The 21781-nt window shown below is 42.0% G+C and carries 18 protein-coding genes, 1 tRNA gene, 2 pseudogenes and 1 riboswitch; of the genes and pseudogenes, 14 read left to right on the top strand and 7 right to left on the bottom strand.

Annotated elements, in window-relative coordinates; all coding sequences use genetic code 11:
* The first annotated feature begins 322 nt into the window (after positions 1-322).
* On the top strand, positions 323-1519 hold the full coding sequence (hmpA, locus tag M9196_RS05025) for an NO-inducible flavohemoprotein (protein ID WP_250616430.1): 1197 nt from the start codon (positions 323-325) through the stop codon (positions 1517-1519).
* A 107-nt stretch (positions 1520-1626) separates the two neighbouring features.
* Here hmpA and M9196_RS05020 read toward each other — a convergent pair whose 3' ends face one another.
* The 4 genes from M9196_RS05020 to M9196_RS05005 all read right to left on the bottom strand — a co-directional run bounded on the left by M9196_RS05020 (position 1627) and on the right by M9196_RS05005 (position 4653).
* Positions 1627-2166 carry a hypothetical protein gene (locus M9196_RS05020; RefSeq protein WP_250616429.1) on the bottom strand — a complete coding sequence of 180 codons (540 nt, stop codon included), beginning with the start codon at positions 2164-2166 and terminating at the stop codon, positions 1627-1629.
* Positions 2163-2699: a YaeQ family protein gene (locus tag M9196_RS05015; RefSeq protein WP_250616428.1), complete on the bottom strand. Its 537-nt coding sequence runs from the start codon at positions 2697-2699 to the stop codon at positions 2163-2165. Before M9196_RS05015 ends, M9196_RS05020 begins: the two co-directional genes overlap by 4 nt.
* Positions 2700-2846: 147 nt before the next feature.
* Positions 2847-3056 carry a cold-shock protein gene (locus tag M9196_RS05010; protein WP_102469409.1) on the bottom strand — a complete coding sequence of 70 codons (210 nt, stop codon included), beginning with the start codon at positions 3054-3056 and terminating at the stop codon, positions 2847-2849.
* A 433-nt stretch (positions 3057-3489) separates the two neighbouring features.
* A complete protein-coding gene (locus tag M9196_RS05005) occupies positions 3490-4653 on the bottom strand; it encodes a threonine/serine exporter family protein (protein ID WP_250616427.1) in 1164 nt (387 codons plus the stop codon).
* Between the two features lie 276 nt (positions 4654-4929).
* Between M9196_RS05005 and M9196_RS05000 the strand changes: the two genes are divergently transcribed.
* Positions 4930-5577 (top strand): outer membrane beta-barrel protein, encoded by a 648-nt coding sequence (locus M9196_RS05000; RefSeq protein WP_250616426.1) that lies wholly within the window; start codon positions 4930-4932, stop codon positions 5575-5577.
* A gap of 244 nt (positions 5578-5821) precedes the next feature.
* Positions 5822-5896, top strand: a tRNA-Gly gene (locus M9196_RS04995).
* A gap of 204 nt (positions 5897-6100) precedes the next feature.
* On the opposite strand, the gene M9196_RS04990 is transcribed toward M9196_RS04995, so the two are convergent.
* The gene (locus M9196_RS04990; RefSeq protein WP_250616425.1) at positions 6101-6313 is read right to left on the bottom strand and encodes a helix-turn-helix domain-containing protein; all 213 of its coding nucleotides are present in this window, start codon (positions 6311-6313) and stop codon (positions 6101-6103) included.
* 133 nt (positions 6314-6446) lie between these two features.
* On the opposite strand from M9196_RS04990, the gene M9196_RS04985 reads away from it, so the two are divergent.
* A complete protein-coding gene (locus tag M9196_RS04985; protein WP_096993182.1) occupies positions 6447-6659 on the top strand; it encodes a hypothetical protein in 213 nt (70 codons plus the stop codon).
* 10 nt (positions 6660-6669) lie between these two features.
* Complete coding sequence (locus tag M9196_RS23680) at positions 6670-6777, top strand: Arm DNA-binding domain-containing protein (RefSeq protein ID WP_406707621.1); 108 nt, start codon at positions 6670-6672, stop codon at positions 6775-6777.
* Here M9196_RS23680 and M9196_RS04975 read toward each other — a convergent pair.
* Positions 6747-7511 (bottom strand): annotated as a pseudogene (locus M9196_RS04975) (amidohydrolase family protein); the annotation flags it as partial. The gene M9196_RS23680 and the pseudogene M9196_RS04975 overlap by 31 nt on opposite strands.
* Before the next feature lie 182 nt (positions 7512-7693).
* On the opposite strand from M9196_RS04975, the pseudogene M9196_RS04970 reads away from it, so the two are divergent.
* Both M9196_RS04970 and M9196_RS04965 read left to right on the top strand, forming a co-directional pair.
* Positions 7694-8961, top strand: a pseudogene (locus M9196_RS04970) (amino acid deaminase).
* Positions 8962-9051: 90 nt separating this feature from the next.
* Positions 9052-9149: riboswitch (purine riboswitch) on the top strand.
* Between the two features lie 205 nt (positions 9150-9354).
* Positions 9355-10275 carry an IS5 family transposase gene (locus tag M9196_RS04965; protein WP_250616423.1) on the top strand — a complete coding sequence of 307 codons (921 nt, stop codon included), beginning with the start codon at positions 9355-9357 and terminating at the stop codon, positions 10273-10275.
* Between the two features lie 152 nt (positions 10276-10427).
* On the opposite strand, the gene M9196_RS04960 is transcribed toward M9196_RS04965, so the two are convergent.
* Entirely contained in the window at positions 10428-11729 is a 1302-nt protein-coding gene (locus M9196_RS04960; protein ID WP_250616422.1) for an anaerobic sulfatase maturase, read from the bottom strand.
* 719 nt (positions 11730-12448) lie between these two features.
* Here M9196_RS04960 and M9196_RS04955 point away from each other — a divergent pair.
* The 7 genes from M9196_RS04955 (at position 12449) to M9196_RS04925 (ending at position 21734) form a co-directional block, all read left to right on the top strand.
* Entirely contained in the window at positions 12449-13558 is a 1110-nt protein-coding gene (locus tag M9196_RS04955) for an ABC transporter ATP-binding protein (protein WP_250616421.1), read from the top strand.
* Between the two features lie 43 nt (positions 13559-13601).
* Positions 13602-16985, top strand: coding sequence for a GH36-type glycosyl hydrolase domain-containing protein (locus M9196_RS04950; protein ID WP_250616420.1), 3384 nt, complete (start codon positions 13602-13604; stop codon positions 16983-16985).
* 188 nt (positions 16986-17173) lie between these two features.
* Positions 17174-18160, top strand: coding sequence for a LacI family DNA-binding transcriptional regulator (locus M9196_RS04945; RefSeq protein ID WP_250616419.1), 987 nt, complete (start codon positions 17174-17176; stop codon positions 18158-18160).
* A 107-nt stretch (positions 18161-18267) separates the two neighbouring features.
* The gene (locus M9196_RS04940) at positions 18268-19512 is read left to right on the top strand and encodes an extracellular solute-binding protein (protein WP_250616418.1); all 1245 of its coding nucleotides are present in this window, start codon (positions 18268-18270) and stop codon (positions 19510-19512) included.
* A 43-nt stretch (positions 19513-19555) separates the two neighbouring features.
* Complete coding sequence (locus M9196_RS04935; RefSeq protein ID WP_250616417.1) at positions 19556-20437, top strand: carbohydrate ABC transporter permease; 882 nt, start codon at positions 19556-19558, stop codon at positions 20435-20437.
* Entirely contained in the window at positions 20434-21255 is an 822-nt protein-coding gene (locus M9196_RS04930) for a carbohydrate ABC transporter permease (protein ID WP_065675140.1), read from the top strand. The genes M9196_RS04935 and M9196_RS04930 overlap by 4 nt, the downstream gene beginning before the upstream one ends.
* Entirely contained in the window at positions 21255-21734 is a 480-nt protein-coding gene (locus tag M9196_RS04925; protein ID WP_250616416.1) for a hypothetical protein, read from the top strand. Before M9196_RS04930 ends, M9196_RS04925 begins: the two co-directional genes overlap by 1 nt.
* Positions 21735-21781 lie beyond the last annotated feature (47 nt).

Raw genomic sequence — 21781 nt, 5'->3', positions numbered from 1 at the left:
AGTGTTAATTGCATTATAGAGTCTAATTGACTTGTTTAAAAGAGGTCATTTGGACATAATCTAAATGCAAATCGTAATAACTATCGTTATAGGCCGGGGAGGGAGCGAGTTGGCACAGTATGTGCTTTGTAAGTCCTAAGCTGGACGACAACTCGGTATAGGACTCAACTTATACTCTTCGTAAATCAGCGACATACATAATTATAAACGGTACGGGTGCCTCAATGTCTATTTTGAATCAAGTAGAGCACTCAGTCCAATTTAGAAAGTCAATCTAGTTAACCATTTTAAAGTAAGTCATTATCGTCTTAAGGGAGTCCATATGCTAACTAATCAACACATTGATATCGTTAAAAGCACCATTCCACTACTAGAATCAGCGGGTCCAGCGCTTACTCAGCATTTTTATCAAAGAATGTTCTCTCATAACCCTGAACTCAAAGACATCTTTAATATGACGCATCAAAAGACGGGGCGCCAAAGCGTAGCCTTGTTTGAAGCGATTGCGGCCTATGCAAAAAATATTGAAAACTTAGCGGCGTTAAGTTCTGCGGTTGAACGTATTGCTCATAAACATACGAGCTTCAACATTAAAGCCGAACATTATCAAATTGTTGGACTGCATCTTATTGAAACACTGCGAGAATTGGCACCCGATGCATTTACCACTGAGGTTGAAGAAGCGTGGACTGCGGCGTATCTGTTTTTAGCCCAGATATTTATTGATCGTGAGTCTGCTTTGTACCTTGAAAGCGAAGTGGCTCAGGGCGGTTGGGCTGGCGCTCGTTCGTTTATTGTTTCCGATAAAATAAAGCAATCAGAAGTGGTGACAAGCTTTGTTCTGACGCCAGAAGATAATCAGGCAGTGATTGGCTATAAAGCGGGTCAATATATCGGTATTGAAGTGTCGCCGTCGAAAAGCGAAAACATTGAGATCCGTCAGTACTCCTTATCTCAAGCGCCTAATAGTAATAATTACCGTATTTCAGTAAAAAAAGAAGGGGCGGGCTCTCAGCTAGGGTTGGTTTCACATTACTTGCATGACGAAGTGAACGTTGGCGATAAAGTCAATCTCATGCCACCAGCAGGGGATTTCTTTTACGTTGAAAAGCAAGCACCCGTTGTTTTAATCTCTGCGGGGGTGGGTTGTACGCCTATGCAAGCGATATTGCAACAGCTAGCGACAGCGAAAAAAGCGGAGAAAGTAACCTATCTACATGCGTGTGAAAATCAACAGCAGCATTCATTTCTTGATGAAACGGAGACGGTTGTTGAGGGGAGTGGTTGGACAACTGAAACATGGTACAACCAGCCAACTCATGAACTGAGTAAAGCGGGCGCTCATCAAGGACTTATGGACCTTGCTAACACCGCTAACCCACTGCCACTGGCAGACGGGGACTTTTATATTTGCGGTCCAGTGGTGTTTATGGAGAGTATTGTGAAGCAGTTAGAGGCGTTAGGTGTGTCTCGAGACAACGTTCACTATGAAGTGTTTGGTCCCCATGCCTACTTATAATGCGGTGACTTGAATTGCGTACGCAGACACTTGATGCATTAGGTGTCTGCTTGCCATATTCAACGGACTTAATCGCCGCTTAGCTTAAGCATCAATTCGTTTAAATATCAATTAAACCATTTTTCAAACCACCGCTTCCATCCGGTTGCGGGTGGTTTGTTTGCTTCAAAGTAACGCACTCCAAGATAGTAGCTCTTGGTGAATGTGACGCGTAGCTCATCGACATCTTGCGGATTAAACTTGGTGACCACTAGGCTCGTTTGTTCGGCATGGTCATTGGCCAAACTGTAGTCCATACCTAAACAGCCCTGTATATACAGCCACACATGGGTAATCATAATTAGATCATTAAGTGCTGGTAGCCTAAAGATCTGTGCCTGTTCTTTACCCAGTTCATGTTCAAAGCTACTTTGCATGGCATGAATTTGATCAGTATAGGCTTCTAGTGACGCAATAGACTCAACATGTAACTTCGTAAACAACCCTAGCTCAATACCAAGAATCGGCGTTTCTGGTTTGTTGGCTTTTGCTCGTTCAAACAGCGCGTTTTCCTGAGCACATAGCTCAGAAAAGCGGGCGGAATGAGCGGCTACGACAGCGATTTTTTCGACATTCACACTGCGTAGATGGGTCTCTAGTGGGGTCATTTCTCTTGAAGTTCCTCAACAAGAACTTCCACAGAACCCTTGTCTCCATCGACAAATAAAGACGTACCGGTAATCATAACGGAAAGGTCCATGGTGCGAGCGACTAAACCGGTTAAGGCTTCAATGGATTCATTGTTGAAGCGATATACGCTGGCGTTTAGGTAACCAAACTTTCCTTGGTTTTGTTTCCACCACACGTCACTTTTTGTATTGAAGCTATAAACCTTGGTTTCCTTCGACAAGCGTGTCGCTTTTTTTACGCGCTCTACATCCGGTTCACCAATTTCAATCCACATTTCGGTTTGGTCATCGAGTGTTTTTTGCCAAATATCCGGTTCTTCGATATCGGATAGGCCTTTTGTAAACTGAAGTTCGGGTGAGGCATTCAAACAAAATGCCATCAGGCGTGCCATCATTCGTAAATGAGTTTCTGATGGATGTAATGCTACCGTCAGGTTAAGTGAATCATAATAATCACGATTCATGTCGGTAAGTGCAACACGGAACTTGTAGATGGTCGGTTTGATAGCCATAGGTGGAATACAACACAATTAATGAGAAGACAGGGTATCTTACGTAGCTTAGTGGCAAATTGGTACAGAATTGGCAAGTTAATGGACTGAGTGGCAAAAAAATAGCCAGCTTTCGCTGGCTAATAGTATCTGGAGTATCAACAGTAATTAAACTGGCATGATCTCTTCAGCTTGAGGGCCTTTTTGACCTTGAGTTACTTTAAACTCAACCTTTTGGCCTTCAGCTAAAGTGCGGAAACCGTCTGCTTTGATGTTGCTGAAGTGAGCGAACACGTCTGGACCATTCTCTTGTTGAATGAAGCCAAAGCCTTTAGTTTCGTTGAACCACTTAACGGTACCAGTTACTGTGTTAGACATAGTGTAATCCTAAAATTTAGTATTTTCTTTTTGTTTTGCCGATTCGGCAGCTATAGCGCGAAAAAGTAAATTGCTATTGCGTACAACACGACAAGGAATTGCTTTGAATTCAACGAATGTCTTTTGTAAACAACGTAACTTCATTTCTAGCCAGAAATGAATATAAGCCACTACAGAGTTAAGTCAACGATTCTAAGTGAAGCTTGTACGGAATATTTGAACTTAAGCTGGTTTTTTGATTTCAATTACATGACATTTCATTTCTCTGACAAAACGCTTAATTAAAGTGCTGCGGTCGAATAAGAAACAAATTTTTAACCTTTTGATATAAAAGAATAATTTTTAGCCGAAAATTAATAAAATTGTAAACTTAGTAGAACAAATATAAAGGGGTTGGTTTAGGGATGCACTAATAGTTCATCCCTAAATATGACTAACGGTCTATTTTAGGAGAGTACAAAGAATAGGCCGTAATTTGCCCGGCAACGATTGCAGAGAACATAAATAATGCGGATAAACCGATGTTGGGGATCGGTAAAATCGATTGTTCAAACACCGACTGACTAGCACTGACCAATACTCGGCTACCGGGAACCAGTATGATGATACCTTGAACGATATAAATAGACCCGGTCAGATCGAGCCGTTTGGCAACCCAAGTTCCGTATAAAGTAATAAGTACGGTTGTAATCCATGTGCCGACAATCCAGCCACTGCTAAAGCCAAGATAAAAAGGGCCCCACATGCCAAGGACCGCAACGGGTAATCCTAGCAGTACATCTTTTGGGCGAGCGTTAAAAATCACTCCGATAGATGATGAAATCAACAGTAGCCCAAAACAGTGTAACCATAGAGGGACTTCGTTGGTGTAAGACAAAGATTCCGCTTGCCCCCACCACGCTTCACCAATATTGAGTCCCATTATCACCCCAATGAACAACTTGATCAGTGTTAATGCACTTTGCCCTAGTAGAGCGGTACCAGAAACTAAATCATTAAACGCGAGGCATTCTAATGAATTGGCAATCGAGAGTCCGGGGACAAAAAGCACCACCGTAGCGATACATAATGCCCAAATGGGAATTGCTGCCCCCGTACTGGCGATAAATGCCACAAAAATTCCTGTTAACAGTGCCGCTACAAACTCGACGGCGATTGAATTACGCCCCTTCACAACTAACTGAGTGAGCCAAACAATCAAACCCAGTACAACGGAATAGGCGACGGCTTCTAGGGTGCTGCCAACCAGCATTAAGTATGCGGGTGGAATGCCCATATTGGCCAACGCAACAACCCACTTTGGATAACCAATCGGTTCAGGAACGGGTTCATTGCTGGGCTGATTAATACGAATAATGGTATTAGCCAGTAGACCAAGGTTGATGGATGCAGGTTTGAGTCGTTTTAATACCACAGTGTTATTTTTATCAGGGAATTGATAATTAATCGCGGTAGGCGTTGCTTGAACCATGACGTCGATACCATGCTTCTGAGCATAGTATTGCGCGTACTTTTCGACTTTATAAGGAGCACAGCCACTGCGGTGTAATGTATCACCAATTTCGACGATTTTTTTTATGGTATGAGGTGAAGGCATAGGTGCATCGAACTCAGGTTGTAACTATGTTGTTAAGTGGCGTAACGGTAGCAGAGCTTTACGGTTTTGACGAGAGGTATTATGCGAATTTACACGGATTTGTGTTTGTGAATTAAATTGACCATTAATTGCGCATGATAGAGGCTGGCGAGTTGTCGGCGAATATAACCATTCATCCATCATTTATCCCTTTTATCGCATTGCCATGCACACTATTACCGCTATAGATAGAGTTACCTTAGAACATCACAATAACAAGATAAAAAGGTGACGCCAATGACCATACAGAATACACAGCAGACTTCTATCTTTAACGATCTATCGACTTATAAGGCGTCATTATCGCCTGTAGGCCTTCCTAAAAATGTTGTTTTAGCGAGCGCACTCTTATTCTCTTCATTTACGCTACAGGCAGCTGACAAGCAAGGTGCATTTGTGGGTGGTTCTTTGGGTAATATGCAAACACATTCGATTGAAAACAGTTTCGAAGGTGAACGCTATAATCATTCCAGTCCCGCGATAGCCGTTTATGCAGGCTACCATTTTACAGATTGGTTTGGCTTAGAAGGGCAGGTATTAGGCGCAAACACTTCAGTGACTGGTTTATCATCGGTTGCGGGAGTCGTGTCAGTGTCGCCCAAGTTCTCTTACTATGTTAATAATAATGTCGCCTTGTATACAAAGCTGGGGGTATCAGGGCTTTTAATGGCTTGGGACGGTAAGCCAGATAAAGAGAGTGCCAACGATTACTCGTATGGTATAGGTACTCATGTTGGCATTGGCGTTAATATAGCGATGAACAATAGCGTTAATATGAGGCTAGATTACACGCATATGATGCCCAATTTTGAACACGGTAGTGGCGTGAACCTTGGGAATGCGGAGATAGGTTTGTTTATGGTGGGCGTCCATTATCAGTTCTGACCGGAGTTATACGGGGAGTATTCGTTCTAGTGTGAGCGTGACTGTTGTCCCCAGGGTTAAACGATAGATTCAACTACCCGAGTCATAAACCGTGTGTCATATCACGGTTTTTGTTTTGTGCACGCTGTTTGGTGTACAAGCACTAAGCAGTAAGAATAAAAAACGAGCAAACAAACACTTAAGTGCAAAATAACGCTTTTCATTCTGAGCGATTGTGGCATTATCTATCTCGTACCAACGATGTGCGTGCATCGTATAATGGCTATTACCTCAGCCTTCCAAGCTGATGATGCGGGTTCGATTCCCGCTGCACGCTCCAATCTCTTCTTCACGATTACACAATCCAAATGGTTGAAATAACACGCTTAATTGCGTGATTTTTTGTATCTAAAATTCAGCGTTAAACTCGAAGTAAATAGTTGGTGGCCAAATGGTGGCTATGTTGGTGTCCACTGTTGTTTAGGGGTCTAGATGGCGTTAGATGGGCTTTAACATGAAAGTCGTCAGCCCAACATTACCTTACCTAATCTGTACGTTCAGAGATCCTTTCGAATAGCTCCGCCACTGTAATCTCAAAGTAACCGCAAAGTGTGTCAATCACCTCTAATTCGACTCGTGTTGCTGTTTCGTTATACAAACGCGTAATAGTGCCTCTATTGATGCCCGTATCTCGCGCAACATCTGAAATTTTAAGCTTTCTCTCGCCCATTATTTTCGATAAGTGGCACTTCAGCATGGTCTTCTCCTGTTAAAAATGACCTCCTGTAGGTTAAAAACACTTGCAAAAGAGTATTTCTATGATACATTTTGTTCTATAGGAGAGCATTAGGCTCTTTTAAAAGATATTTAGTTCAGTAGGAGATTGTACGATGGATAATACCTATTTGACAACGTCAGAGCTCTCAAAGCGAATCAAGTATGACGAAAGAGTGATCAGGGAGCAGTTGAAGGACAGTGTACTGTTTGAGGGAGTACATTACATTCGTCCATTCGGTGGTAGAAAAATACTCTTCATTTGGGAAAGAGTAGAAGAAGAAATGCTTAGTGGTGTTTCAATGCAATCATTAATTACTGGTTTGTAAGGGGACAGTCATGGGGGTATTGAACGTTCGAAATGGCAAGCTTGTTCTTCAGTTTCGCTATCGCGGTCAGCGTTGTCGAGAGCAAACCCAGTTTCCTGCGCCTGCGCATTTCAAGTGAGAAATAACCACAGGTACTCGGGCATGTAGACCTGTCTCAAAGGCCTCTTCCATAGCACTCAAGATTTCTTCAAATTCAGTGCGCATATGAGTGGTATAGATACCGCCGAACTCAGCCAATACCTCTGCTAAGCGCATCACTTCACTGGCCGTGGCTTGCTTAGCGCTGGCGTAGGCCAAACCGGAGCTTAATCCCAGCGCACCTTCGGCCATCGCTTGTGCTAATGCAGTCTGCATCGACTGAAGCTCACCTTCTGAGGCTTCACGAAGCAGTTCATCCATCACGTTATTGCGAAGTGTGGTGTGTCCTATCAAGGCAGCAACATTAACCGCAGGCTCCGCTTGCTCAACCGCAGTCGCGTACTCTGCAAACGTTGGGTACTTAAAGTCTTCTTGCTTACCCAACAGATTCATCGGATCTGGCGGGGCAACGTGTAATGTTGCCGGTGATGCACTGATGCCGCAGTTACCAACAATCACCGTTGTCACGCCTTGACTGATTTTCGGCAAGCAATCTGGGTAGCGAATAACATTGGTATCATCGTGAGTGTGAACATCAATAAAACCAGGGCTGAGCACCTGCCCCTGACCGTCGATGATCTTGCTCGCCTCAAAGCCTGCAAGATCACCAATTTTAGCGATGCGATCTTGCTTAATAGCCAGATCCGCATGGTAGGACGCCTCATTGGTTCCATCGACGATTTCTACATTTTTTATAATAGTGTCGAACAACATGACCTTATCTCTCGTCTTCACGCTTTCCATGACACCTATGTTAGAAATTACCCACATAAAACTCAGTGACTAATTACACAAAAACACCAACAAAGTTTGATAGTTTCTAACATTGGAAGTATTATGAACACCATCGATCATTATTAATCAATAACTTAGTCCGTGTTAGTGTGAGAATTAAAATGAATAATCTATTTAAAAAAGATAGAAACAATCACAAAACCCATGCGTTGGGATATGCAATCGGTCAAAAAGGAATGGCGTGCTGCGACCATGAATTGCCGAGTTACAGCTTACTTAAAGAAGAAATTAGCTTGCCTGCTGCCGTGATTAAGCGCAGTCATTTAGAAAATAACATGCAGTGGATGCAAAAATTTGCCAATCATCACGGCGTCAAACTTTGTCCACATGGCAAAACAACCATGACTCCGGAATTTTTCCGCCAGCAGCAAGAGTGTGGTGCTTGGGGAGTGACTGTCGCCACCGCCCCACAAGTTGAAGTGGCCGCTCAAAGTGGTATCACTAATATCATGATGGCCAACCAACTCGTCGGCAAAGCCAACATGGCCATTATTCATCGTGTACAACGAGACACCGATGCTCGCGTTATGGTATGTGTCGATTCAAAGCAAAATATTCAGCAGTTACAGCATTACTTTGAACACGTTAACAGTGCAATCGATGTTCTGATTGAATATGGCGTTGCCGGAGGTCGCTGTGGCTGTCGTACGGTCGATGAAGTCATCGCTCTTGCTCAGTTTATAGCAAACATGCCAAACGTTAATTTGGTCGGGATTGAAGTCTATGAAGGCGTTATACACGGTGGCGATGAAGAAGCCCGTGTACGTCAGTTTCTTGCCAATACTCTTGAGTTAGCAGGTCAGTTAGTTGCAGACAATCTACAGCCGGAAAAACCGATCGTCACAGGTGCTGGCTCTGCATGGTACGACGTGGTCGCGGAAGAATTTGCCCACCTCGACGCTTTTGATGCCATTTTACGCCCTGGTTGCTACGTCATTCATGACACTGGTATCTATCTAGATGCCCAGCATAAAGTGATGCGACGTGCTGAGAAAACCAAGGTTTTGCTTGTGAGCTTGGCGGCGATCTCTCTTCCGCTTTAGAGGTTTGGGCGTATGTCATTTCTCGCCCTGAAGCCACAAAGGCCATCTTAGGGCTAGGCAAGCGCGATGTCGCATTCGACGCAGGGCTTCCTATTCCTGAGCGAATCTATCGCGATGGTGAACAAATAGATACAGCAGGCCTTGTGGCGACGGATGTGATGGATCAACACACATTTTTGTCAGTTCCAGAGGACTGCGATCTCCAAGTTGTTGATATGATTGCCTTTTCAACATCGCACCCTTGCCTAACCTTTGATAAATGGCGCTACATTGCCATTAGCGATGACCAGCATAATGTCGAACATTGGGTCGAGACAGCATTCTAGAGGGAACATTTTGAGCGTAGAAATAGACATTATTTCTCAAATCACGGAGCGCTACAGTGCGCTTCTATAGAATCCGCTCACCCCAAATTGGGGACTTACTGTCAGGCATTTTGTATAAGCTTCAGATAGGGTGAAGCGTTTCTACAGAGCACCAATAATGCTCCGCTATAAAATGACTCGAATCCACATCTGCTCTTATGCCAATAAGTCTGATCAGTGAGTGTAATTTTTACACACGCACTTAATCGCTGAGACAAGTGCGCCACTTAGATTTATTACTACCTATTTAATACGGACATTGCTAGGTAACACAGGCTTTGTTGCCGAAATCGAATGAACTAAATCAAAATCTTACGATCAGATCAGGGACATTCATTTACTGACTTTGATTTCATGCCGAAGCCTCGCTATAAAACCACCAACTGGCGCAAGTACAACAACTCCCTAGTCAACCGAGGTTCACTCACTTTCTGGATTGACGAAGAAGCAATAACAGAGTGGAAACAATCTAAACAGCATAGACGTGGTAGACCGCGATTGTTTAGTGACTTAGCTATCACGACCGCTCTCATGGTCAAGCGCATCTTTTCCCTGCCCTTAAGGGCGCTACAAGGCTTTATAGACTCAGTATTTAAATTAGCGAATGTCCCATTGGTTTGTCCTCACTATACCTGTATAAGCCGCCGAGCCAAGGATGTAGAAGTTAATTTCAAAGCCTCAACACGAGGCGCCATCCAACACCTAGCCATTGATGCAACTGGGCTCAAGGTATACGGTGAGGGAGAATGGAAAGTGAAAAAGCATGGAACTGATGGCAAGCGTCGAGTCTGGCGTAAACTCCATCTTGCGGTTGATACAGACACACATGAAATTGTCGCTGCAGAGCTGACACTCTCAGGTGTGACCGATGCAGAAGTACTCCCTAACCTACTCAAGCAAACACGCCGTACCATCAAGGAAATCTCGGGAGACGGTGCATACGATACAAGAGAGTGTCACAGAGCGATTAGGGTTAAGAAAGCGATACCTTTAATTCCTCCGCGTGAAGGTGCCGCTTTCTGGGAAAAAGGGCATCCACGTAATTTGGCAGTTGGCTGCCAAAAGCTCTATGGCTCGAACAAAAAGTGGAAACAGAAGTATGGTTACCATAAGCGCTCATTATCGGAGACTACTATGTATCGGGTGAAACAGTTGTTAGGTGGGAAATTAAGCCTAAGAAATTACAACGCACAAGTTGGTGAGGCTTACGCCATGATCAAAGCACTGAACAAGGTAACTGGGATAGGTATGCCCGAAACTCAGTATGTTGTTTAAAATACGAACTATTTAGCTAGCGTTCGCTCTTTTGCTGAATTCGGCAACAAAGCCCTATAGAGGGTAAAAAAAATGAAGAGTCTGATTGCTCTTCATTAACGAATAATACAAAGAATGTTAGCGTGTTCTTTATGCGAAACTAGGGCAGAATGTTACCCGCAACAGCGTTTTGTTTTCTTGCCGCTTCCACAATGACAAGGGCTATTACGACCACCTGTGAATTGGTGGCTAGCAAGTTGTTTTTGCAAGTAGACGTACATGATGTCTGATGCTGGTCGACCGCGATTGATGAGGTCTCGCATGGTCTTCATATCTTTTTCTGTGTGTTTGAAAAAGGTTTGGTAGCCTTCGCAAAAATAGCTATGACCCGGCTGGCCAGACTGAGACACGGCAAAGCGATGTTTAGGGCAGCCACCATGGCAAGCAAATCGATATTCGCATTGTTTGCATTGTGAAGTCAGGGTGTCTTTTTTAGCTTGACCGAATTGATGGGCGCGATCGGTTTGGTTCATATCTTTAATGCTATATTGATGAATATTGCCTAGTTTGTGCTCTGGGTAAACAAAATGGTCACAATTGTACATGTCACCGTTCGCTTCAAGAATGAAGGCATGACCACAGGTTTCTGATTGCACGCAAATACCAGACGGTTCATTACACCAAGTTGCTAATGTAGAATCGAAAGTGTTAACGAATATTTTGCCAACGTCTTTTTTCACCCAACGGTCAAAAATTCGATTCAGGAATTCACCGTAAGCTTTTGGTGCAACCGACCATTGGGTTACCTTGGCTTCTTGAGAGTGTTCTGGGCTGATTAAGTACAAGCCATTTTCTGATTCTGTCTGGGCTTCACGTTCGACAATAGGAATGAACTGTAAATAAGAGGAACCAATGCCGACCAGAAAGTCATAAATTTCTTCTGGATACTTGGCATTTTCGTTATTTATTACTGTCAGAGTATTGAAATCAACGGAGTGTTCCTTCATTAAATCAATAGCGGCCATTACTTTAGCGTGGCTTGGATTGCCTGAACGTGATACTCGATAATGATCATGTACGTGGGCGGGTCCATCGATGGAAATACCAATCAAGAAGTTATGATCCTTAAAGAATTGGCACCATTCTTCGTTTAGTAGCAGACCATTGGTTTGGAATGCATTCGTGATGCGGTGATGTTTTTTATACTTATTTTGAAACTCAACCGCTTTGCGGAAAAAGTCCAAACCAAGCAGCGTCGGCTCACCACCTTGCCAGGCAAATTCAATGTGCTCGCCATCTTGTGCGTCGATATATTGTTGGACGTACAACTCAAGAGTGCTTTCCGACATTTTCCATAGGGTTTTGCGTTCTGAGTATAGTTTTTCCTTTTCTAGGTAAAAGCAATAGGTGCAGTCCAAATTACAAATAGAACTGCTGGGTTTTGCCATTACGTGACATTGATTAGCGGAAGTCATTGTTTCTCCTTGGTCGGTAGAAATTCAAATTAGCAATGTTCGGTTTAGAGGTAATCATGATTACCTCTAAACCTTGCTGAAAGTTGTCTTAAGGGTAACTGATTACGAATTTGTATAAACGTTTATATTGCTAGGATTTATACAAGAGGCGTGATTGCTATTCAAGGCTTGCCTGATGACTTAGTCGAGATCTATGAGCTTTTATCCGTTAGTGTGACGGTAGTCTTAGGCTGTTCATATGGGTTTTCTTGTGAAACGAAAGTTAGTAATCAAGCTGACTTTCGCTGTGAGTAAGAAGTCTAAGTGTGAAGGACGGCTTTATAGCCTGATTAGTAGCAATGTAATCACTATCGGGTATGGGGAATAAAACTTGGATACCATCACGCACTGCCTTTAATCACTCTTAAGAACATATCCATTTAATCATTGTATTTTGGTTGGCTACCATTATCAGATAGAAAGATGATAATAGCGGCTCCAACTTTCCAAAAATTTTACCGACGTTGGTGTCCATGTTCCGAGTAGTTGCGATAGTTAACGCCACTGTACTAAGGGGATAGCTTTGGTATCTATTATCATCACCTCATCTTCCTGTTTTGACTCATGTCTAAAAAAGTGTGACCAAAGTTCATGATTTCGCACCTTATGTTGACACTTATACTCTCGTCTCATATTATCTGCTGAAACGTTTCTACAACCTTATTCAGAAGAGTATACTTATGGCTCAGGTCAAGCTCAATAATATAAATAAGATTTATAAAGGTGGCTTTCACGCTGTTCATGATTTCACACTCGACATTAAAGACGGTGAATTTATGGTTTTGGTTGGTCCGTCAGGATGTGCCAAATCAACGACGTTAAGAATGATTGCTGGCTTGGAAAGTATTTCGAGTGGAGAGCTCGTTATTGGCGAAAAGTTATGTAATGAAGTCCAGCCAAAAGATCGTGGCATTGCGATGGTATTCCAGAACTATGCTTTATACCCACATATGACAGTTCGAGAGAATTTAGCATTTGGTCTGGAGACGCGTAAAAAGCCGAAAGATGAAATCGCGAAACGCGTTAACGAAGCGGCTGACATTTTAGAGATTACAGAACTACTTGATCGCAAGCCAGGAGAGATGTCTGGTGGCCAGTGTCAACGTGTTGCGCTAGGGCGAGCTATGGTTCGAAAGCCAGAAGTTTTTCTTTTTGATGAGCCACTATCAAACTTAGATGCGAAGCTTCGAGTGTCAATGCGTATGCAAATCTCGAGACTTCATGAAGACCTAAAAACGTCCGGCAAGCCTGCCACAATGATCTACGTGACTCACGATCAAGTGGAAGCATTGACGATGGGTGACCGTATTTGTGTGCTCAATCGCGGCGCCATCATGCAAGTCGATACACCGATGAATCTATACCATAAGCCTGCGAATAAATTTGTTGCAGAGTTTATTGGGTCACCAACGATGAACATGCTCTCTGGCAGGCTAATTGAAGCGGAGAATGGTGACGTCGTTATCCAAGTAAATGGCAATGTTTTTACTTTCCCTAAAGAAAAGCAAAGTCATCTTGCGGGTTATGTTGGTAAAGAAGTCTATCTAGGTGTGCGTCCAGAGCAATTATCGATGACACCAGGTGAAAACAATTTTGATGCATATGTAACAGAGGTTGAGGAGATGGGCTCAGAGTCTTTCCTTTATCTGAACTTTAACGGAGAACAACTTATTTGTAAGGAAGCTAATCCGGAGCTTTCTCTTTGTAAGCAGAGTGTCCACAGTGTGTCAATAAATATGAATAAAGCTCACGTTTTTAATAAAGAAACCGAAGAAAATATTCTTCTCTAAGCAGAATCAAACAATTTAATTTTAAGTAAGTAGGTATTTTTATATGATTCACGCTATTTCTGATTCATTTCATTCAATCACTAACGGTCATTTAACGTTAGATTTCTCAGAGCATAACGTTCTGCATACGATTAAGTATGGTACCGTGATGCTTAATTTGTATAGCCCAAGCGAATTTGAGAGTGCACTATCCAATGTTTATCTTCGTACTCATCATGAAGATATGATTGAATTCACGCCACTAATGCATTTCAACAAAGCGATGCGTACCTATCGCAATGATGAAGGTTTAGTGGTTTGGGAAACGAAAACGGACGCCTTTTGTGCTTCTGTTGTTATCTCTTTCGCTGCCGATTCTGAAAAGCTCTACTTCACGACTAAGGTTGAGAACGTATCTGCATCAACGTTGACTTATGATCTTGTATTCGGGCAAGACTTGGCGCTAGCTGATGAAGGCGCAGTAAAGAGTAACGAATGCTATGTTAGCCAGTACTTAGATCACCAAATATTCGAAACTAAAGACGAAGGCTATGTGGTGTGTTCTCGACAAAATCTTCCTCAAAGTACGGGCAACCCTTGCACTCAAATTGGTTCGTTGACAGATAAAGTAGTGGCATATTCTACGGATGGTTACCAATTCTTTGGTAAAAGTTACCGTTTCGATGCACAACCAGCAGCGTTGTTTGAAGAGCAACTTCCAAGCTTTAAACTACAGTTTGAGATGGGCTATATTGCGCTGCAAACAGAAAAAGTGAACCTGTGTAGTTCAGAGATTCGAGAATCGGTGTTCTATGTCGATTTTGGCACTGATCTTCCGCTTTCTAACGTCGCTGAGTCAAAAGAGCTGAATCAATTACGACAAGAATATGTGCAGCCGAGCGAGCACCGAGTTTCTGAGCAAGGACTTATCGACTTTTATTTGGATACAGCAAATAGTGTCGTCGGAGAGGATTTTTCTTTAGCTGAAATCGAAACGTTTTTTTCAAAAGAACAGCGTTTCCCTGAAGAGAATAACGGCCAGTTGCTGTCATTCTTTTACGGCGATAAGCAAGGCGATAGCCGTTACGTGACCTTAGCAGAAAAAGAGTACCTTCTTGAGCGCTCTACGGGTCATATGATTTCAACGGGTAACAACCAGAACTTTGAAAATGCCGTAATGAGTTCTACTCATGGCATGTACGGTGTGTTTAACTCACATATTGTTCTTGGCAATACCTCTTTCAATAAGCTGCTAGGGGTAGAGCGCACGTCTTTGAATATGTTCAAGTTCAGCGGTCAACGTATTTGGATTAAAGAAGATGGCGAACACCGTCTCTTAACGATGCCATCAGCATTTGAGGTGGGTTTAAATTTCTCTCGTTGGATATATAAATATCAAAGTGGCTACATTATTGTCACAAGCTTTAGCTCACAAGAGCAAACGGCAGTTCAACTTGATGTTGAAACGCAGGGCTTATCAGAAGCACTCGAAATTACGGTTACCAATCAGCTATTGATGGGTAATAACGAGAGCGAAAATGATGTCACCGTCACGCGTGATGGAAACACTTTCCGTATAGATGGAAACAATGAACTTGTAGGGTCAACTTACCCTGAAATGGCGTACGTCATGTCTGCAAGTGACTTTTTAACAGACGTATCTACGGTCGTGTGTAAAGACTCAACCCGATACCTACTATTAACAGGCACGGTGACGACAAAAGCCAGCATCACAATTTCAGGTACGCTAGATGGTAAAGATGATTTAGCTATCGGTATGCTAGATTTTGATTCTGAGGTTAGTGCCTATCAAGAGGCGCAAAACCAGCTTCTGAACCAGTTCAACGTAGAGTTTGAAAATGACGCTTACAATGCTCAAAAATTAAACGATACAATGCAGTGGTTTACTCACAACGCCTTGGTTCACTACAGCACGCCACACGGCTTAGAGCAGTACTCTGGTGCAGCATGGGGCACTCGTGATGTTTCTCAAGGACCGTTTGAACTGTTCATGTCTATGCAGCGATACGATCGAGTTGTCGATTTACTAGAGACTATTTATAGCCATCAGCACATTGAAACAGGCACATGGCCACAGTGGTTCATGTTCGACAAATATTCGAAAATTCAGCAAGAAGATTGTCATGGTGACATTGTGGTTTGGCCGCTTAAGGCAATCGCAGACTACATCACCACAACAGGGGACATTGATGTACTAAATCGTGAGGTGCCTTATACGAGTATCGAAGATGGCTTCGAGTTCACTGATAAAAAGTACACGATCTTTGCTCACGTAGAACGTCAGGTTAAACACATCTTCGATAACTTGGTTCCTGGTACACATTTATCATGCTACGGCGATGGTGATTGGGATGATACGTTGCAGCCTGCTAATCAGTCTTTACGAGAGAATATGGTGAGTGGTTGGACAATTCCTCTAACGCTTCAGTCGCTAAAAACACTGACGAAAGCTCTTTCTTCAAGTAAGAAATATGCAGAGTTTGTTACTTTGATTTCTGAGTTGACGGTTAACATGGAAGCGGATTTCAATAAGCTCCTTGTCAAAGATGATGTGATTGCAGGCTTTATCCATCTGCCTAACAAAGACGTAGATAAAGTCGAGTACTTGCTGCACCCATCAGATCAGCAAACAGGTATCAAATACCGCCTTCTTCCTGCATCAAGATCGATTATCTCTGAAACGTTCAGTAAAGAGATGGCAGAAAGCCACATGCAAATCATCGAAGAGAACCTAGTTCATCCTGATGGCGTGCGTTTAATGGAGAAAATGGCGGAATACAACGGTGGTAAGCAAAGCTACTTTAAACGCGCTGAGCTTGCTGCAAACCTTGGCCGTGAAGTCGGTTTGCAGTATTGCCATGCTCACATTCGTTTTATAGAAGCGTTATGTAAAATGGGTAAAGCTGACAAAGTTGTTGAGAACTTATACAAAATTGTTCCGGTTGGAATTCAACAAGCAGTACCAAATGCTGAAATTCGTCAATCGAATGCGTATTTCTCTAGTTCAGATGGCAAGTTTAACGACCGTTATGAAGCATACCGTGATTTCGACAAGCTGAAGTCAGGTGACGTTGCTGTTAAAGGTGGCTGGCGTATCTACTCTAGTGGTCCTGGTATTTATATCAACCAAGTAATGAGTAACGTGCTTGGTGTCCGCTATGAAAACGATTCTCTAGTTTTGGATCCAGTTATCGCTAAAAGCATGGGTAAGGTAAGCTTAGACTTCACGCTTTATGGAAAATCGTGCAAGCTTAATATTCTACCTGAGCAAGGTGAATTTACACCTAAACGTATTGAACTCAACGGAAATGATGTAGCGGTTTCGTTAACAACTAATGCTTACCGAACGGGTGGAGCTAAGATAGATAAATTAATTATAAACAGTATGTTAGATGATGGGGGTAATCAACTGACAGTTTGGCTGTAACGTCATGCTCCCCCCACTTTAGTGGGGGGAGAGCATTCCATGATTTGAATGTAGCTCTATCAAAGATTTTGCCTATTGCCGACTAGTAGAAACGTTTTATCTAATGCAGTATACTCCAATAAAGCGGTTAGAAAACGCAAGTGATTCAACTAGATAAGAATACTTTTAAGTGAAGGAGCAATTCTGACATGAGACATACAATCAAAGATGTTGCTAGAGAAGCGAATGTGTCTATTTCGACAGTTTCTTACGCAATGAATAACAGTGACCGTATAAGTGAAAAAACGCGGAATCATGTTCTTGAAGTTGCGAAAAGGCTCAACTACTCGGCAAACAGTAATGCAAAACGTCTAAGACAAAAAAATGTTGGCGCGATAGGAGTGTTCTTTAACTCTTGGTTTGGTCCAATTTATAGTGAACTTGTGCAAGGAATTGAGCAAAAAGTGCATGAAATGGGGTATGACTTGATTGCTTGTAGCCTTTTTGGTGGCGCAGAGTCAACAGCTCATCGTTATCTGAAAGATCAGATGATTGATGGCGCTATTATCTTGAGTAATGCGTTTGATGATGACTTCTTAGAATCTGTGGCAGCAAACAATCTTCCAATTGTTGTGCTTGATAGGGAAATTACGGCACCTAATATCTACAATATCTTGATTGATAACTTCGGTGGTGCATTTAGTGCGACTAAGCAATTGATCGATAGTGGTAGTGAAAAAGTTTACTATATGAGTGGTCCTACCGACTCTTACGACAACCAAAAACGGTTAGATGGCTACATAGCAGCACTCGGGTTTTATAATCTCAAGTTCAGCAATGAACTGATCATTCGTTCAGATTTTACTGAAAAAGATGCCTATGAGAAAGCACTAGAACTTTTCTCTAAGAAATCGATACCAGGTTCAATCTTTGCGGGTAATGATGAAATGGCCCTCGGTGTAATTAAAGCCGCTAATGAGAAAAAGATTAAAATTCCTGAACAATTAAAGCTGGTTGGCTTTGATAATATTCGAGAATCTGAAAGGTGTTTACCTGCATTGAGTACGGTCAAGCATGATAAATTTGATATGGGAGTCAAATCTGTCGAAGTGCTATTTAATGCAATGAATAATGAAGACTATATTGAACCAGTAACAATACTACCAACTAAGTATGTTGCTCGAGACTCTATTTAGTATTTAGAAAAACGCTTTTTAGTTCTTTATCGTTGCCATGAGAAATTATGGTAATAATATGCCGAAATAGTTCAGATGTGATTTATATAGCCTTACGAGGATAACATATGATAAACCGTTGGCTTACGATTATGCTACTGACTGTAACTTCTTCAGTAGTGGCAAAGGAACGAATTGAGTTTATGGTGTCGTCAGGGGAGCAAATGACGTTTGTAAACGAGTTTATAAAACCCGAATATGAGCGCCGCTATCCTGATGTAACTTTAATATTAACAAATGATACAAACCTAGAAACACGCATGGCGGCTGGTGATTATCCAAATGTATATGCTGGTGTATTTGGTTATATGGTGCCGAGGTATGCAAAGCTCGGGCGTTTAATGTACTTGAATGAGTTTGATGGCTTCAATCAATTAGAAGAAAGAATTGAACCTCAATTTATGGCCAAGCATTTTAACCGCAATTATTTTATTCCTTGGCACGCAACAACTCAAATGATGATTTACAATAAGGATTTGTTTCGAGAAGCAGGTTTAGACCCAGATTCGCCACCGAAAACATGGGATGCATTTTTATCTGCGGCTGAGAAAATTAGTAATCTGCCAGCAAGAAAAAATGGCGCAAATGTTTACGGTTCCGCGCTATGGAATGATGCTTTATCTTGGGGAGGCTGGTATTGGAATATGCTATCTCCACTCTACTATAACTTTAATGGTGGTAAATATCAGTTGTTAAATCGTTATGGTACGCACCCTGTATTTGATAAAGAAGAAGCTTCGATGGTTGCTTTTCTAGAAACCATGAAAAAAGTACAGCAATTTGCACCATTGACAATGGAGCAGAATTTTTTCTCTCGAACAATAGGGATGTGGCCTCAGTACGGAATTGCGTGGAAAACTAACTTACAAGACGCAGCGGGTTATCCGATGCAAATTGGTAAAGATGTTGGAATTGCACCTATTCCGACCTTAGCTGAAGGGGATACACATTACTCAAATTTGGATGGCCGTGCACTGATGGTATTCAAAAATACACGAAAAATTGAACAGCGCAGTTGGCAGCTTATTGAGCTTTTAATGGAAGAGGATTATCATTTGCAAGCGAATATGGCGTTGCAGAACCTCCCAACACTAGGTTCATTACAGTCTCATCCTTATTTCCAGCAAGAAGATATAAAGCCATTTGTCGAACAGCTAAATAATGTCGTGATGAACGAATCATCCGCTGCCGTAGCTGAAGTGTCTAGTATTGTGCTTAAGTACTATTCTCAATCTGTTGTTATGGAAAAAATGACGCCAGAAGCCGCGGTAGAAGCTGCAGCAGAAGAGGTTAAAAAAATACTAAAAAGATAGTGTGTAATAAAACATCTCTGACAATTATTATATTGGAATAGTTATGAATATTAAGCGTTACTGGGTGTCTTACCTATTTATGTTACCTTGGGTTGCGTACTTTCTGGTTTTTATGTTGTATCCGTTTTTTCTATCATTAGAAAATAGTTTTTTGGATATTAATATATTAAACCCTGAAAATACTGAATTTGTTGGTATTGGAAACTGGATTAATGCCATTACAGATCATAAGTTTTGGAAGTCGATATTTAATGTTTTCTTTAATCAGGCGATATTTATTTCACTAAGCTTTGTGATTGCACTTGGTGCAGCTCTGATGCTGAATGAAGTGACCGTGTTGTCTGGCTTATTTAGAACAGTATTGTTTATACCCGTTGTGACATCGGTCACCGTTGCCATGCTGATCTTTGATTTCATCGCAGGACCAAACGGACCTATTCAAGCGACGATGCTCGAGATTCAAGTGCTTGATTCTCCTGTGTTCTGGAAGTTTGAAAAGTGGTTACCCATGCCAGTCATTGCAGTATTTAGTGCTTGGAAATGGTTTGGTGTGCAAATGATCATATTCCTAGGTGGTATTGCAAGTATTAACAAGTCGTTATTAGAAGCCGCAGACATTGATGGTGCTTCATGGTCGAGAAAAATCACCAAGATTATTTTGCCGCTAATTAAGCCTCAGATTATTTTTGTTCTTACGATTAATGTTATCAACGGCTTGCAGATGTTTACCGAAGTCTTTATGAACTTTGACTTGCAAGGTGGTCCTCATAATTCGGCGTTAACCCCAGTACTTCACTTGTACCAAATTGGTTTTGAACAAATGAAAATGGGTGAAGCATCGACAGTTGGTTTATTACTTGCAATCGTGATCTTTATATTGACGATGATTCAGTTAAAAATAACAAACGGGAGTAATAAAGAATGAAAGAACTGAATAAAGGCAAGGTGATGATATATGTATCACTCACAATTGCTAGTATTGTGGTGCTCTATCCATTTTTCTTTATGATTATCAACTCGTTTAAGCCGGGTTCGGAAATTATGCACTCTCCGAACTCATTACCATCAACATGGTCACTAAATGGTTATATTGAGATTTTTAACAGTGTTAATCTAGGGCGTATATTTTTTAATACAATATTCGTTTCTGTATCAGTGACAGTGTTGAACTGCTTGCTATCGGCAATGGTTGCGTTTGCTATTGCCAAAACCAATATGCCAGGTCGTCAGGTATGGCTGCGATTGATCTTGTCTTCTATGATGGTTCCGGCGATTTTGTTTACGATTCCTGTTTATATGATGATGTATGAGTGGGATTGGATTAATACTTATCGGGTGCTTATCATTCCGGGAGCCATTAGTGCTTACAATATATTTCTTCTGTATCAGTTCATGACTCAGGTTGATGAGGCGTATTTGGAAGCGGCAAGAATCGATGGTGCAAGTGAGATGCGTATATTCTTCAAAGTGGTATTACCAATGATGCGTCCAGCGATGGCAACGGTCGGTATCCTAACCTTTATGGGGGCGTGGAACGACTTCATGGGACCACTACTGTATATTCGTGATGACTCTATGCTGACGCTGCAAATGGCGCTGTTTAAGTTCCAGCAAGATATACCAGCAGGCAACCTTGAGCAGGTTTGGGCAATGACGACCATGATTGCTGTGCCTGTTGTTTTTGTTTTCTTCTTTATGCAGAAAAACTTTATCAAGGCATTTACGGGTGTAGGAGTTAAATAATGGTGCAGTTAAAACGAATCAGCATGCTCCTTGGCTTTATACTGATTGCTTATTTCTTCGCATGGGGCAAAGTCTACTTTTTATCAAAAAGTTATTTTGAGTTTGCTCAACAGCAGGAAGAACAAGGTAATTACGTCATTGCGCTAAAGGGATCGAATAAACTGGAAATTCGTAATGACGAGCATTATTTGGGTGGCTATCAGCAGGTGATAGATGCTTGGGATAATGTCACATTAGGCATTATGCCGGCGTTTTACGATAATGCCCTTTTAGCTCCTGAGCGATTGATGCCGAAGTTGTCTGACGATGAATTGTATCAATTCATCGAACTATATGTTCAGCTTGATAGTAAATACGTTCCTGAGGTTGCAGAAATACTGCTAGAACGCGCAATAGCATCAAATAATGAAGAGCTAGAAGCTGAAATGACGGAGTTTTTGATTCAAGCATTCCCCGATTACGTCCATTCTCAGATCTAAATGATAGGCACGGTCATATTCGTGACTGTGCCTCTCTTTTCCAATCT

Origin of the sequence: Vibrio methylphosphonaticus (assembly GCF_023634655.1) — a bacterium.
Lineage (GTDB): Bacteria > Pseudomonadota > Gammaproteobacteria > Enterobacterales > Vibrionaceae > Vibrio > Vibrio methylphosphonaticus.
This window is presented reverse-complemented; position numbering and strand designations above follow the sequence as displayed.